At 48.3% G+C, this 14,508-nt stretch carries 12 protein-coding genes; all 12 read right to left on the reverse strand.

The window, feature by feature from the left end:
• Positions 1–73: 73 nt before the first annotated feature.
• The 12 genes from OWN49_RS05350 to essC all read right to left on the reverse strand — a co-directional run bounded on the left by OWN49_RS05350 (position 74) and on the right by essC (position 14,470).
• Positions 74–1,540, reverse strand: a complete 1,467-nt coding sequence (locus OWN49_RS05350) for a nicotinate phosphoribosyltransferase (RefSeq protein WP_014305722.1) — start codon at positions 1,538–1,540, stop codon at positions 74–76.
• A gap of 17 nt (positions 1,541–1,557) precedes the next feature.
• Positions 1,558–2,109 (reverse strand): cysteine hydrolase family protein, encoded by a 552-nt coding sequence (locus OWN49_RS05355; protein WP_003152033.1) that lies wholly within the window; start codon positions 2,107–2,109, stop codon positions 1,558–1,560.
• A 96-nt stretch (positions 2,110–2,205) separates the two neighbouring features.
• Positions 2,206–2,604: a YueI family protein gene (locus OWN49_RS05360; protein WP_003152031.1), complete on the reverse strand. Its 399-nt coding sequence runs from the start codon at positions 2,602–2,604 to the stop codon at positions 2,206–2,208.
• A 65-nt stretch (positions 2,605–2,669) separates the two neighbouring features.
• Positions 2,670–2,918, reverse strand: coding sequence for a YueH family protein (locus tag OWN49_RS05365; protein ID WP_003152028.1), 249 nt, complete (start codon positions 2,916–2,918; stop codon positions 2,670–2,672).
• 72 nt (positions 2,919–2,990) lie between these two features.
• Positions 2,991–3,212, reverse strand: a complete 222-nt coding sequence (locus tag OWN49_RS05370; RefSeq protein ID WP_003152026.1) for a spore germination protein — start codon at positions 3,210–3,212, stop codon at positions 2,991–2,993.
• A gap of 61 nt (positions 3,213–3,273) precedes the next feature.
• Positions 3,274–4,380, reverse strand: a complete 1,107-nt coding sequence (locus tag OWN49_RS05375; RefSeq protein ID WP_014305723.1) for an AI-2E family transporter — start codon at positions 4,378–4,380, stop codon at positions 3,274–3,276.
• A 135-nt stretch (positions 4,381–4,515) separates the two neighbouring features.
• On the reverse strand, positions 4,516–4,752 hold the full coding sequence (locus tag OWN49_RS05380) for a DUF2642 domain-containing protein (protein ID WP_003152023.1): 237 nt from the start codon (positions 4,750–4,752) through the stop codon (positions 4,516–4,518).
• A gap of 137 nt (positions 4,753–4,889) precedes the next feature.
• A complete protein-coding gene (locus tag OWN49_RS05385; protein WP_003152022.1) occupies positions 4,890–5,420 on the reverse strand; it encodes an HD domain-containing protein in 531 nt (176 codons plus the stop codon).
• Positions 5,421–5,584: 164 nt separating this feature from the next.
• On the reverse strand, positions 5,585–6,316 hold the full coding sequence (locus OWN49_RS05390) for a (S)-benzoin forming benzil reductase (RefSeq protein WP_007408685.1): 732 nt from the start codon (positions 6,314–6,316) through the stop codon (positions 5,585–5,587).
• A gap of 60 nt (positions 6,317–6,376) precedes the next feature.
• On the reverse strand, positions 6,377–6,850 hold the full coding sequence (gene essA / locus OWN49_RS05395) for a type VII secretion protein EssA (RefSeq protein ID WP_079898251.1): 474 nt from the start codon (positions 6,848–6,850) through the stop codon (positions 6,377–6,379).
• A gap of 7 nt (positions 6,851–6,857) precedes the next feature.
• Complete coding sequence (esaA, locus tag OWN49_RS05400) at positions 6,858–9,998, reverse strand: type VII secretion protein EsaA (protein WP_176283508.1); 3,141 nt, start codon at positions 9,996–9,998, stop codon at positions 6,858–6,860.
• Entirely contained in the window at positions 9,995–14,470 is a 4,476-nt protein-coding gene (gene essC / locus OWN49_RS05405; protein ID WP_077722771.1) for a type VII secretion protein EssC, read from the reverse strand. The genes esaA and essC overlap by 4 nt, the downstream gene beginning before the upstream one ends.
• Between the last annotated feature and the right edge of the window lie 38 nt (positions 14,471–14,508).

A 14,508-nucleotide genomic window follows, 5' to 3' on the forward strand; every position in this document is an offset into this window, starting at 1 on the left:
AATTTGTCTAAATGTGAAAAATATTATCACAACAAAAAAGCCTTTCCAGAGATAGGAAAGGCCGCTTTGTTTTCTATTCAAGTTCCCGTTTCAGCTTGCTTTTGATTTCATGAATCCGCTGCATCTTGTTGCTCCAGCAGTCTTCGCTTAAATCGACCGGATATTCTTCCGGCTTGCTGATCCGTTTGTATTCCTCCCACAGAAGTTTGAGGTTATCCTGCACGTATTGCTGGATGTCGGTAATTTCGGGATTATCATAGCATAAAACGCCGTTTTCAAAGATCGGCTCATGCAAGTCTTTCGCATAGAAATCAGTGACGAATTTGCTGACGAACGTGTGGACGGGATGGAACATTTTTAAGCGTTTCTGATCATTTACCCGCTCGTCATAAAGCGCGATATAATCACCTTCCGAGTGGTGATTCAGCTTGTTGATAATTCGGTATACTCTCTTTCTTCCCGGCGTTGTCACTTTTTCAGGGTTTGACGAAATTTTAATGGTGTCGGTCAGTTTGCCGTCCTCTTCAATGGCGACAAGTTTGTAAACCGCGCCGAGAGCCGGCTGATCGTATGCGGTAATCAGCTTCGTGCCGATGCCCCACGTATCGATTTTCGCTCCTTGGGATTTCAGATTTAATATCGTGTGCTCATCAAGATCGCTTGAAGCAATGACCTTTGCGTCTGTGAAACCCGCTTCATCAAGCATTTCACGCGCTTTTTTTGACAGGTACGCCAAGTCCCCGCTGTCCAGGCGGATGCCGATGAAGTTGATCCGGTCGCCGAATTCCTTTGCGACTTTAATCGCATTCGGCATGCCCGAACGGATCGTATCGTACGTATCTACGAGAAATACGCAGTCTTTGTGGGTCTCCGCATATTTCTTAAATGCCGTATATTCATCGCGGTACGCTTGTACGAGCGCATGAGCGTGCGTGCCGGATACCGGTATATTAAAACGCTTTCCGGCTCTTACATTACTCGTCGCGCTGAAGCCGCCGATCAAAGCCGCTCTCGCTCCCCACATGGCCGCATCCATTTCATGGGCGCGCCGCGTTCCGAATTCGAGGGCGTCTTCGTCACCGACAACGCCTTTAATGCGGGCCGCTTTCGTGGCGATTAATGTTTGGTAATTCACAATGTTAAGCAGAGCCGTCTCAATCAGCTGCGCTTCAATCAGGGGCGCTTCGACCCGCATAATCGGTTCGTTGTTAAAAACGAGCTCGCCTTCTTTCATGCTGTAAAGAGATCCGGTAAAAGAAAGATCCCGTAAATAATCAATGAAATCATCAGCATAGTGCAATTCCGTTTTTAAATAATTCAGATCGCTGTCGGTAAATTTGAAGTTCTCCAAGTATTCGATTGCTTTTTCTAAGCCCGCAAATACCGCATAGCCGTTTTCAAAGGGAAGCTTTCTGAAAAAAAGCTCAAAAATCGCTTTTTTCTCATGAATGCCGTCTCTCCAGTACGTTTCGGCCATATTAATTTGATAAAGATCTGTATGTAAAGACAAACTGTCGTCTTTAAAACCATGCTCCACCAAAATTGTTTTCCCCTTCCTTACTCTGCCACTTGCGCTCCGATGCTGTTCTTAAAATGGGACAGGGCCCATTCATGCCCTTCCGGATTAAAGCTGGCCACAGCGTTTTGATGAATGACGATCTGAAAGCCCTTGTTGTAGGCGTCAACCGCCGTGTGAAGAACGCAGATGTCGGTGCACAGGCCCGCAAGATGCAGCTCAGTGATCTGCCGTTCCCGCAGTTTCAGCTCTAAATCCGTTCCCGCAAAAGCAGAATATCTCGTTTTTTCCATATAATTTACGTTTTTTGCGTGTTTATGTTTCTCATAAAGAGGCGATAGCCTTCCGTACAGCTCTTTGCCCTCCGTGCCGTTGATATTATGCGGAGGAAACAGGCGTGTCTCGGGATGAAAGTCATCGTCTGCATCATGCGAATCTACCGCAAAGACAACGTAATCACCGTTTTCTATAAATGCTTGCGTCAAACTGACAATCGTATCTTCAATCTGTCTCGCGGGTTCTCCGCAAGTTAATGCCCCGTTCTCAGCTGCAAAATCATTCGTATAATCAATGCATATAAATGCTTTTTTCATAGCCGGCCTCCCCGCCATTCATATGAAAACCATTATATCCTATCTCCACTTGTAAGTGAATTGGCATTGTAAATTGACAAACGGTGTTTTGCCCTTTTAAGATTTCAGGAGTGAGCGCTGAAAAATGTCATCCTGCACGTAAATGCCGTCAAGGTTCACGGCATAATCGGCGGCAAAAACCAGGCCGAGCGGCGTTTCGAATTGAAGGTCCGAGATGACGGAGCTTCGGACACCGGCAAGTGCGGCAAGCTTCATATATGGTGAATAAGCATGATACGGGAGCCTTCCGTTTATATAGAGCACCGCGTCTTTTCGGCTTTTCAGCGCCTGTTTCACTTCTTCATACGGCTGCTTTTGCAGCACCTGTCCCTTCGTCAGGGCAATGATGACTCTTTCACGCAGCGAGCCTAAAAATAAATGGCGTTCATCCGGTTTCGTCTGCAAAGGACCGTACATCCCCTGCTGTAAATAAAGGTCAACCGTTTTGTCGCTCATCGGCCTGTCCCTCCCAGCTTGTTTTACAATTATCGCCCCGGACGGGATGCGGTAAACCGTTTTCGTTACATTTCAGCCACCCAATGGGAGATCTTTCCGGCGAGCTCTCCGGCGGGTTCTTCTTCAATCAGCTTGCTGAATGATTGTAAAAGCCGCTGCGCCAGCGCCTTTTTCTCTTCCTCATAGGAAATGATCGTGCTCCACTCAAGTTCCGGAACGGCTACAAGGGTATGCTGTTCTTTTTTATTTTCATGCAGATATACATCACCGATCATTCCGGACTGCACGGTAATATTCGCTTTTCTGATTTTCATAAAACATTCCCCTTTTATAAAGACTGATTCTATTATACTACAAAAAAGCGACAGCCTCCTAAAAGGAGGCTGTCACGCGTTAAACCAATCAGGTTCGTCAAACACATCGATGTCTTCAAAGCGCGTTTTGCTGAATTTATTAGTAATTTTGACAAAATCTCCGGAATGAAACGCCCCTGCCCCCGCGCCTGAGTGGTCAACGGCTTTGGGAGAAATGGCAAACACGTCACCGAAGCTCGCCGCAGCGTCTCCGGCTAAACTCATAATATAAATCGGTCCCACAATTGCAGGCATACCCACACCTCCGCTTTTCTTTACAGCATTTTATGCGCTGCACCGGGAGTTGTGCCCGTTTTTATTTCGGCTTGCGGCTGTCTTCGAGCTTTGACCGCTGACGAAGTTTGATAAGCCGGACGATATTTAAGACGAAAGCTTTTAAAACCGCGTAAACCGGCACGGCCAGGATCATTGCGAGAATGCCGCCGAAACTGCCCGCTCCGATAAGCAGAAGAATAATGGTGAGCGGGTGGGTATTCAGCCGTTTTCCAATCACAAGCGGAGAAAGCAGGTTCCCGTCAAGCTGCTGGACGACAACGACAACAATAACGGCAAACAGCGCCTTAGCCGGCGAATCCATAAACGCGATAATCACCGCGGGCGCCGCCCCGAGAAACGGCCCCAGGTACGGAATGATATTGGTGACGGCGATCACCATCCCGAGAATTAACGCATACGGCAGGCCGATGATCCAATATCCGATAAAACATGCCGTTCCGACAAAGAGACAAATCAGCAGCTGGCCTTGGAAATAGGCGGCCAATGTGACATATAAGTCGTTAAATATTTTCCGACCTTCCGCCCGGTAGGAAGAAGGCAGGATTTTGACCGCCAAGAGCGGAAACCGCCGGCCGTCCTTCAGCATATAAAACAAAATGAATGGAACAGTGATCACGACAAGCGTGATATTCGTAACGACGCCGAACACGGCCGACAGGCTTGCCGTAATATTTTGCGGAAGGCTTTGTAAAAATCCCGTCAGAGACTGCTGGATTTTTTCTATCGACACATAATCCTGCGTCATCATCCACGTAAACCATTTGGAATGGGATAATTGCGCCGTCAAGACTTGAATCTGATGAATGTAATCAGGGAAATTGTTAATCAGCCCCGTGACCTGGGAAGCCACAATCGGCCCGATGGCGGTGAACATAAAGGCAATCAGGCCGATGAAAACGAGATAAATGAGCAGGATTGCCAATGTCCGGGGGATTTTTTTCTCAAGCAGGCGCACGATCGGATTAAAAATGAAAAACAAAATGCCCGAGATCAAAATCGGAAAAAACAGAGTGGTGATAAAACCGAAAAACGGCTGAAAAATAAACGAGACTTTCGTTGATACGTAAATAATGAGCAAAACGAGCAAAATTTGCAGCGTCCAAAAATGGACCTTTGATTTCAACAAGCGATTTCCTCCTATTGTCATGCGAACTTGTACTGTGATTGTACCAAAAAAAGCCGCCGTGCATCTATGTATCTCAAAAAAGAAGACGCACCGGGGTTCTATAGTGCCGCCTCCGGTTTGCGCCTTTTCGGGCTGTTACACGCGTTCGGTATAATCAGGCATGACGGAAACCACATGGCGGTTTCTGATATAAAATACACGGTCATGCGTCTCTTCAATGGCGATGTGATCCGGAGTGGCATCAATCAGCCGTCCTCTGACAATGCGTCTGACGGTTTGAATGATAAACCTTGAGCCGATAAGCTTATGGATGGTCTGATAAACGTAAGGATCCACTAACGAGACGATTTGCGGGCTTCCTTGATGGGCCATTTTCGCTGATCCCCTTTACTATGTTTTCCTTCAGCATATGCAGCGGACAAAGGCTTTGACACAGTACGTCTATCGGAGCGGAAAAGGTGTTAGTGAGCATGCGGAGTTATGTAAGCGGAAAAGGCCGCATGAGTGGCCTAGACTGAGCTTCTTATGGGATATTGGGCTCGGTCAATTAACTGATCAAGCTTTTGGATTTGTTTGAGCGCGGCCGTGTGATCCATTTGGCGGTAATGGTGATGTCCGCCGGGTTCTTCATCGAGTTCATCCGCTTGTTTCACGATTTGCTGGAGCGTATTCTTGTCCAGTTCGCCTTCAGGCAGATAGGAATCGGTGTGAAGCAGAATCGCCAGCGCAATGTCCTTCGCCGCTTTCGGTTCTTCACCGAGCCGGATGAGCAGCTTATGCGCCCGTTCCGCGCCTTTAATGGCATGGATATCGTTTCTTCTGTACTTTTCATAATCCCATTTGCCGTCTGTGTACCATTCATAATGGCCGACGTCATGCAGTAACGCCGCTTTCGCCGCCAGATCCGGGCTGACACCTGCTTTTACGGCAAGACGGTATGCATGAAACGCGCAGGCGATCGCATGGGCGACACCGGAACGCTGTAAATACTTTTGTGCGATTGGATGGGTGAAGACATCCATTAACGTTACATTTCTCATGGAAACCCCTCCTTCATATATTTTTAGAATCCTAACATAAATCGAGAAGAAACTCAATTCATCTGATACATTTCTTATACCCCTTATATGTTGTTTCATTCATCATATGCCGCCGGACCCCTAAGTGATTGTACAAACAAAAAAAGAGCAGCGTGAAAGCTGCTCTACAAAAATTCTTTGATATCGTATATCCGTCCGTTTTCCGGCTCGCCCGCGATCAGTGAGTGAATGACGCCGGCGATGTATTCAGGACTTCTGAGGTTTTTCGTTTCTTTCAGATTGCGGAACCGTTCGATGTCATGGAAATCTTCTTTTGACGAAGAACGGATGACAGCCTGCATGTCTGTATCCATCACTCCCGGCGAGAATGAGATCATGCGGACCGGCAGCTCTTCATCTTCCTGTTCAAACCCGAATGTTCTCGTAAACATATCAAGCCCCGCTTTTGAGCTGCAATACGCGCTCCAGCCTTTATAAGGATTTTTTGCCGCACCCGATGTGATGTTGACAATTGTTTTGCTGCCGCTGAACGCTTCGAAACGCTTTGTGAACATTTGGCTGAGCAAAACAGGCGCCGTCAGATTAAGGGTGTAATGGCGGTTTAATTCTTCGGCGGAAGCCTCTTTCGCCCGCTTGATCGGTTCCACCATTCCGGCATTGTTGATCAGTGTGACGGCGGAGTACCCCTTCTCCTCTGCTTGATCAAGAATCGCCTTCATCTGCCGCCCGGTATCTGCGAGATCGGTTAGATCAACACTGTATTCTGTCAGTCCCTCGCGCTTTTCCCCGCTTATCGTTCTTGAAAGCGCGGCGACTTCGGCTCCTTCTTGAAGCGCCTGTTCCGTAAGCGCCCGGCCCAAGCCTTTTGACGCGCCTGTTATAAGAAAAAACTGCATGAAACTCCTCCTTTTTTTCTTATTTTACGGGCTGTCTTCCCGCAAACACAAGCGATCCGTTTACCGCCTTGCCTTTTCCTGCGCCGTGACTTTCGGGATCAGATAGATCATCGCCGCAATCCCGAGGAGGATCAAGACGGCATAAATAACAGGAAGCAGATAAGAAGTCTTTTTCTCTTCCGTTTCCATATCTGCCGAGGTATGCCGCACCGCCGGCTCGGCAAATGTGATACCCAGTTGTTTCGATTGCGCTTTGATCGTATTCGGCTCCGTGTCTGACGATGTAAACAGATTTGATATCAGTTTGTCATCCGGGTTTTCGGCCGGCTGATCAAACGTGATATCCTTCTGTTCTTTCGGAAGCGCCGTTTTTTCCTCGGAGTAGGCATCGTCGTGCAGGTAATCCGTACGAATTTCAATGTCCTTCTTTTCATATTCATTCGGCTTGACATCAGTATTGTCCTCATTCGCGGCTGCGGCATGCGGGAGAAAAAGGAGAAAGGAGAGAGCAAACAGCAAAACTCCTTTTTCCACGATTGTGTTACGCCTCATAAGACTGATCACTTTCCTCCGTTTTTTCCGCAAGCAGCCGAATGATGAGCGGAAGCGCCGCCGCAATCAGCGTAATGATCGCAAGAACCGTTATGCCCATCGCAAACAGATGGCCCGTTCCGTATTGGATATCGATATAGACTTTCGAAACCGGACTGTCAAAGGTGAAGTTCGGCATAATTAGGTCGATCAACGGCGCCACATAAAAGAGAATGAGCGCGGATGATGCGATCCATCCGGTAATTGAGCCGAAGACAAAGGCTGCCCGGATAAAAGCTGAACTCGCCGCAAGCAAGAGAATCGTAAAGACTGACCATTTAATCGTCTGATCATCCGGAAGCGAATAGATATTCAGACCGAACAGACTGATCATCAATCCGACCATAATGTTTAAAATCCCAAAGAGCGCGCCTTTGACAAGAAGCGGCGCCTGCTGATAATACGAGCTGAAATAGCCGATCAGAAGACTGCTGATCAGGACGATCACCAAAATGACGACCGGCGGAACATTCTGAACCCGGTCTTCCGGCACCTCTCCGCTGATTTTAAGCGGGTTGGCGAGATAATCGTAAACGTAGCCGTTTTCCTGTCCGTCAACGAGCGCGTTCCCTAAAATGCCGTACACGTCATTTCTGATCAATTTCGTGGAATTGACGTTTTTGCCCCAGTTGCTGTTCAGGGTGTCCGCTTTCTGCTGGACGTCATTTACGCTTTGCTGCATATTGTCGGTATAGCTGATGATGCCGGACTGGCGTTCTGACAGATGGCCCATCGTGTCAGACATTTGCAGGACTTCGCGGCCGACGGTATCCTGAGCGCCGAGCGCCATCGTTCCGGTTAATCCGTCTCCGCTGAACACGGCCGCTTCCTGCACAGCGCCTTCAGCCAGCTGATCGGATGCTTTCGCCGCGCTGTCTGAAATGCTGGCAAGCTCATTGAGCACTCCCGCTTGTTCATCTCTGATATACGAGCTGTAGTTATCCGAGAATTCGGTCATGCCTTTAATAAAATTGCTGATGTCTTCATCTGTCTGCATTTTATTGTTTTTCAGATTTTCCCAGCTTGCCGTTTCTTCCGGTTTGATGGCGAGAACGGTTTGGACTTCGCCTTGCTGGGCTTTCAGCACCCGGTTTTTCACATCAGGCAGCGAGCCCGCGTCAAGAGAGTGATAGAGTGTCGCCTCATACAGGGATAAATCATTATAGTAACTCATTAAATCGGATATCTTTTTTGTATTAATGTCAGCGGCAAATATCTGTTCAAGAGCAGATTTGCGGCCGCTATCCAATGACGGGTAGTTCAGAATGTTCTGTTCTGTTCTTACAATCATTCTGTAAACGGTATTGAAGTCTTGTTTTCTCGTTTCTTCCAATTCTTTCAGATTTTTCTTTAATTTATCTGCCCGTTTTTTGACGTCATCAATCTGGTCTTTAAGGCCCTGGATTTCTTCATCAAGAGCATCGAGACGTTTTTTCAGTTCTTCATTATGAGTCTGCTGTTTCTCTTCCAGCTCTTTTTCAATTTGCTGAATGCGTTCTGCGGCTTGGTTCAGCCTTTCTTTTGCCTCAGATATGTCCGTGCCGCCGTCCCCTTCAGAATCGTTTGGATCGTCCGCCGGCTCATCAGCAGGCGGAGTGACGTTTTCAGCGGCTGTCGCGGTCTGGACGGTTTTTGGCTCCTGATCGCCTGTGTTATCGGAAGCAGGCTGCTCTTCTTTTGTGCCGTCTTCCGTTTTTCCGTCTTCTCCGGGATTCGTTCCGTTATTCGGATCGGTATCGCCGGAGTTTTCACCGTCATCGCCTTGGCCCGGTTTTTCAGGGTCCGGACTTTCTTTTTCCGGTTCTTTTAATCCGTCAGAAATGTGATTGATTTCAGCAGAGATGCGTTTTAATTCTTCACGCTGATCGTCAAGGTCAATTTTCAGATCGCCGGGTTTTTCTTCTTCCGGTTTTTCTTCTTCCGGTTTTTCTTCTTCATTCGGGTCATCCGAGCCGTCATCCCCCGGGTCCTTTTCCGGAACGGTTAATGCCGGCCGATCCCTTTTCATAAGGGTTTGAATGCTGTTCAATGTTTCAAATCTTGCTTGCGCTTTATATTGAGTCAAATAATTGTTCAGTAAATTGGATTGAATATCTGCCATCCCGTGTTCCTGCTCAGGAATCTGCGCTTCTCTCACCTGTTGGGCGGCCAAAAGAGACGATCCCGTCTGGTCAAGCTGTGTCTGCGCCCGATTTATGCCTGAAGACAGCCCGCTCATCATCGTGCTGAACTGGTTGGCGGCCTGCTGTGCTTTAATGGCGTTCAATCCGGTTGTGATTTGCTTTTGATTTTGTTCCTGCGCGGCCATCAGCAGTTTTTTCTGATTTTCTTGATATTGTTTGTAGCGCTCGACCGTGTCGGCAAAGTCTTTGAGCGTGGTTTTGGCTTCATCTGCCGAGGTCAGTTTTTCTTTTACCGCGCCCTGCGCTTCATTCATTGATTTTTTCAGTTCGTCAATCAGGTCTTTTTGCCGTTTGATTTCACCTGCCAAGTCATTGGAGCTCGGCTTGTAAAAGTTGTACATGACGTTTTGAAACTCTGATTCTTTATTGACGATCTTGTCAAAATCGCCTCGGACATTGTTCACTTTTTGTGAGACGAAATTCCAATATAATGCCGACATTTTTTTATTCATTGATTTTTGGGCGTCTTCAAGCTCACGCTGCACTTTTTCTTTGTTGACGGCGTTCAGGTTGCTTTGAATATTGAATGTCAGCGTGGCTTTTTGCGGACGCTCCTTATCATAGCTTAAGATGTCTTTTGAAAAATCGGATGGAATGTAAACGACGGCGTCATACTTCTTAGCTGCCAGACCGTTTTCAGCCGCGCTCCTGTTGACAACCGTCCATGAATAATCCGGACGGCCGCCGAGAGCGGCCGCTACTTCTTTGCCGAAATGGACGGATTCCTCTTCCTCATTTTCATCTGTTTGTAAGCCCATGTCTTCATTCACGACTGCGATTTGGCGGGTGGCGTTGATTTTTTGTTTTCCCGGGTCATCGCCGATAAACCGGAAAAACAGCACCGGCAGCAGCAGAATGATGACGACCGCGGCTATTAATTTGATCAGGCTTTTTCGTTGTTCGGTCATCTGACGGCCTCCCTTTCCGCTGAACATAAAGGTATTTGGATTTTTTGCTCCTTCCCGTTTTCAACCAAATAGCCGAAGCCCGGCTGAATGTCCGGTTCCTGCCTTTGGTAAGGCAGCGGAATGACATTTTGTTCGGATTTTTTCACAAGCAGCATCGCGTGGCGGATCTGTTTCATTTCCGTCGTTAAGGAATCATAGCCTTTTGAGAATTCGCTGTGATTGCCCGCCGGGATAAAACTGAAGCCCACATGCGCGTAAGATTTCATAAACATCGCCAGCTTGTCCTGTATGGCGGTGTCGATCGTCTGCTGGAATCTTGTAATGCCGTCGGCCATTAACACGACGGGAGAGAAACTGAGTTTGTGCACATCGCCATTTTTGACGGCCTGCGCATACTGAGCTTCGCGCTCCGTGAAAACGGCTTCTGCCGTTTCGATCCACTGCCGGACGTCTTCTTTTGTGTCCAGATAGCTGACCTTTGTTTCCTGCGCATACTGCGACAGTCCCCGGTCAATCGAGTCAAACAGCCCGACCCGTTCCGTACCTTCACGCAGCAGGTGATTCAGCATCACTTTCAGGATATTTGTTTTTCCACGCTGTGTCTGGCCCAAAATAAGACAATGTTTATTTTTACCCAGATCAAAGTACACAGGGCTGACCTTTTCCTCATGAAGCCCGACAGGAATGCGGAACGGTTCTTGTTCCGGGCCGAGACGGAGTGAAAATTCGCCGGCCGTCAGCATATCCGGAAGCATCGGAATCGGGTCTGGACCGGCTGTTCCGGAGTGGCGCTCAGCTAAAGCTTTGACATCAGCTTTCAGCGCCTGGAACATCTCGAGGTCATTTTCCGCTTCAGCCGGAAGAAACATTTGTGCGAAATACAGTTCTTCTTTTTGGATCATGACGCGGCCCGGGATCGGTTCGAGACTGAACGGCGGACGCCCGTAAATGGAGTATCCTTCTGACTGATCCATTAAATAATGGACGACTTTCGTTTTTATGTTGTTTAACAGTGACTGGCGGACGGCGTTTACCCTCGTTGCGGTCAGCAGGAAGTAAATACCTAAGCTTTGCCCGTCGCGTGAAATCTGGATAAATTCCGTTTCTAATTCATGCATTTCATCTTTGACGATGTCGAAATTGTCAATTGTGATAAATATAAACGGCAGCTCTTCTTCACTGAGCGAATTGTACATTTTGATATGGCTGACTTCTTTTTCTCTGAACAGCCGTTTCCGCCGCTCGATTTCTTCCTTGATGCGGATCATGAATTTTTCGATCTTTCTCATTTGATCCATTAAGAAATAGTCTGCGGTGTGCGGAAGCTTTGCCAATGGCAGAAGCGTGCCGTTTCCGAAGTCAAAGATGTACATATGAAGCTCTTCCGGCGTGTATCCTTCCGCGAAGTTCATCAGGAAGGTGATGGCAGCCACTGACTTGCCGTAGCCGGATGAGCCGAAAATGCCGATGTTGCCGTCATCCATCATCGTGTAAGCGAGAGGCGCCTGTCTTTGCTGATCAGGCTCATCAACGCAGGCGATGAAGAAGCGGTCTTTTTCCTGCGCGGGGTAAAGCGTGCGCGGGATACGTTCGGCAAGCGGGGGAAGCCACGGGCTCGGCAGCTTTTCAATGCCCATTTCATTTTGAATCCGCTCGATTTCTTCGACTACGGCTTCTATTTCTGCCGGGGCGTCTTTTTTCGCCGCATCATCCGCATCCACCTCAGACAGCGGAATTAAGCCGGTATCGGTAACGATAGCAATGTCATCCTCGGTGCCGTATACATCTTCCATGTAAGGGGCGCCGCTCCAGGCAGACTGGAACTGCTCATACACTTCGTTATTTCCGACTTGCAAGTAGCCGCGTCCGGTGACCGTAATATTCGCCGCATCACTGTTTTTCAGGATTTCTTTACTGTCACTTGCATCCTGCACTTTCAGCGCGACCTTAAAGCGTGAGTTGCTCCATATTTGGTCGTCAATGATGCCGCCCGGCTTTTGCGTGGCGAGAATTAAATGCACACCAAGGCTCCGTCCGATGCGGGCCGCACTGACAAGCTCCCTGATAAAGTCAGGCTCTTCGCTTTTCAGCTCGGCAAATTCATCTGAAATCAAAAACAGGTGCGGCATCGGAATATCCGTTTCTCCCTGTTTATACAGCTTTGTATAATCATTGATGTGATTGACGCGATATTGATCAAACAGCCGCTGCCGTTTTTTCAGCTCGCTCTTAATGGATGCAAGCGCCCTGATACTGAAGTTTCTGCTTCCTTCAATATTCGTGATCGTCCCGAGAAGGTGCGGCATCTTGCGGAACGGCTGCGCCATTCCTCCGCCCTTATAGTCAATCAGCAAAAACGCCGCTTCATGCGGGTGAAAGTGAACGGCCAATGACAGGATATACGTTTGCAGAAATTCACTTTTCCCGGAGCCGGTCGTTCCCGCCAGCAATCCGTGCGGCCCGTGCGCTTTTTCATGCAGGTTTAAATAGACGATGTCGTCTTTTCCTTTATAGCCGATCGGAACAGCCAGCGATTTTGCAGACTCACTTGTCTCCCACTTCTGCCTGATGCCGATTTCTTTTACTTCCTTCGCATGAAACAGCTCGAGAAATGAGACCGTTTCAGGAATGGAATTCGTCATTCCGACCTGATGGTGCAATGTCCGAAGCGTCCGGGAAAACCGCTCGTTGTTTGTCCGTTCATGCCTGTCCAGCTTAAACGGGATCTGCACCGCTTTTTTCTGCTGAATGAGAATGTCTCCCTCATCTTCATTAATGTAGCGGACGAGGGTGTGAATGTTTTCTGCCAGGCTTTCCTTCGTTTCCGCGGCGATGATTGCCGAGATGCCGAGATGCTCATGCCGGCCTTCAATGTATTCTAAAATGACGTGCTCTGCGATCAGCTGCTGATTTGTGATGACAAAGACAAAATGCGGCTGAAAGATCTTTTTTTCTTTATCCTCTTCCAAATCCCGCTCCCGCAGCAGCTCGTAAATGGACGATAACAATTGATCGCGGGTCTGTTCATTGTAAATAAATCCTTTCGCATACATATGAGGCAGCTGAAATTGCGGCAGCCACTTCATCCATTCCCATTCCTTATATTCGTCCTCATGAAAGATAAAGACAAATCGCAGGTCATGGTAGCTGTTGAAGAACGCGAGCTGGCCGATCAGCTGGTGAATTTCATTTTTGACGATCTGAGGTTTCCCGACAAGCCCCATCGGCCCTTCTTGTAAATCAACGGTCACGGGCGCATGGCGGATATCTTTATACACACGCTGCATGTGCTGCGACTGCTCCATCAAGTCATCCACATCACGGTTCGCCAAGTCTCCGCCGCTCATTGAAATCTCGTAGCTTGACGGGACCGTGCCCGTTCCGAGCCGAAGCATCAGAAAATCCCTGCTTTCCAGCGATTTCTCCCAAATGCGGCCGCTGATTTCAGAAGTTAAATATTTCATTTTTTCAAACGGGGGAAAATGATGCGTCAGCACGTGCAGCTGTTTTTCCGACAGCGTCTGAAGCTCTTTCCGTTTGCTTTCTAAATACTGCTTGTACACACGCTCCCGTTTTTCCTCCCGTTTTTTCCGCTGGTTTTTTTCACGGAAATACTGCACGGTGGACGTAATGAGAGTCATCATAAACATCGCCAAAGAGACAAGGATGAATATGCCCCTCGGCTGTATAATGGCGACAACCCCCATTACAATCAGCATGACCACAGGAGGCAGAATGACGAGCCACAGCCCCCGGTTATTCTGTTCGCTTTCCTGCGAGGGAAAGCTGAATGAAACGCGGTCTTCGGGAAGATCGTAGACCATGCGCGGCGTTCTTCGATATTGCGGGTATTTCTTTTTCATTTCGGTGCTTGGTTTTACCGTTTTGGTTAAACCGGCTTGAAGCTTTTCGTGATGAACGATTTCTAAAAGGTCGTCCTCCGTCAGCCTCACACGCAGAAAATTCCACAGCAGCTCATCTCCCGTCCGGAGCCTTTCGGGAGCTTCTGCAAGCTTTCCGTTCACATAAACTTCCTGGCCATCAGAGACGACAGACCAGCATCCTCCCGACTTTCGCAGATAAAAAGCCCCTGTTTGAGCGGAGGACGGCTCTTTGTATATATCCGCTTCCTCTGTTTCTGATGAGAAAACGATCTCATCCTTCCCGCCGATAAAATACACGGAGGATTCTTCCTGGTCAGGGGTGAGCAGAAGCCGCATCGTCTCTTCTTCAATCCGGCAGGGCATTTCATTTCCTATTGTCAATTCGCCGGCACAGTTATTTCCCAGGAAAACATCATAACGATCTGTTTCTTTCCGATAAAGGGTTGCGGCGCTTTGCCGTAACGGAAGTGTGCCGACCGTGATTGTATCTTTCATATCCGGACCGATCGTAATCGGCTGAGAGGGCGGGAGTTCAGACAGCTGAACCTTTTGTACGTTCTCTCGGTAAAAGACCCATAACAGACTCATATGGCGAACCTCCTGACAGCCTGATCGTTACATGCGGC

Origin of the sequence: Bacillus sp. NEAU-242-2 (assembly GCF_027853835.1) — a bacterium.
In the GTDB taxonomy this organism is placed as follows: domain Bacteria; phylum Bacillota; class Bacilli; order Bacillales; family Bacillaceae; genus Bacillus; species Bacillus velezensis.

Bases quoted from the DNA above. Each gene is read 5' to 3' on its own strand.
- OWN49_RS05390 (WP_007408685.1), bottom strand. From the start codon at position 6,316: ATGCAGTTTTTTCTTATAACAGGCGCGTCAAAAGGCTTGGGCCGGGCG.
- OWN49_RS05380 (WP_003152023.1), bottom strand. From the start codon at position 4,752: ATGGCCCATCAAGGAAGCCCGCAAATCGTCTCGTTAGTGGATCCTTAC.
- OWN49_RS05365 (WP_003152028.1), bottom strand. From the start codon at position 2,918: ATGAAAATCAGAAAAGCGAATATTACCGTGCAGTCCGGAATGATCGGT.
- OWN49_RS05385 (WP_003152022.1), bottom strand. From the start codon at position 5,420: ATGAGAAATGTAACGTTAATGGATGTCTTCACCCATCCAATCGCACAA.
- OWN49_RS05355 (WP_003152033.1), bottom strand. From the start codon at position 2,109: ATGAAAAAAGCATTTATATGCATTGATTATACGAATGATTTTGCAGCT.
- OWN49_RS05360 (WP_003152031.1), bottom strand. From the start codon at position 2,604: ATGAGCGACAAAACGGTTGACCTTTATTTACAGCAGGGGATGTACGGT.
- OWN49_RS05370 (WP_003152026.1), bottom strand. From the start codon at position 3,212: ATGCCTGCAATTGTGGGACCGATTTATATTATGAGTTTAGCCGGAGAC.
- essC (WP_077722771.1), bottom strand. From the start codon at position 14,470: ATGAGTCTGTTATGGGTCTTTTACCGAGAGAACGTACAAAAGGTTCAG.
- esaA (WP_176283508.1), bottom strand. From the start codon at position 9,998: ATGACCGAACAACGAAAAAGCCTGATCAAATTAATAGCCGCGGTCGTC.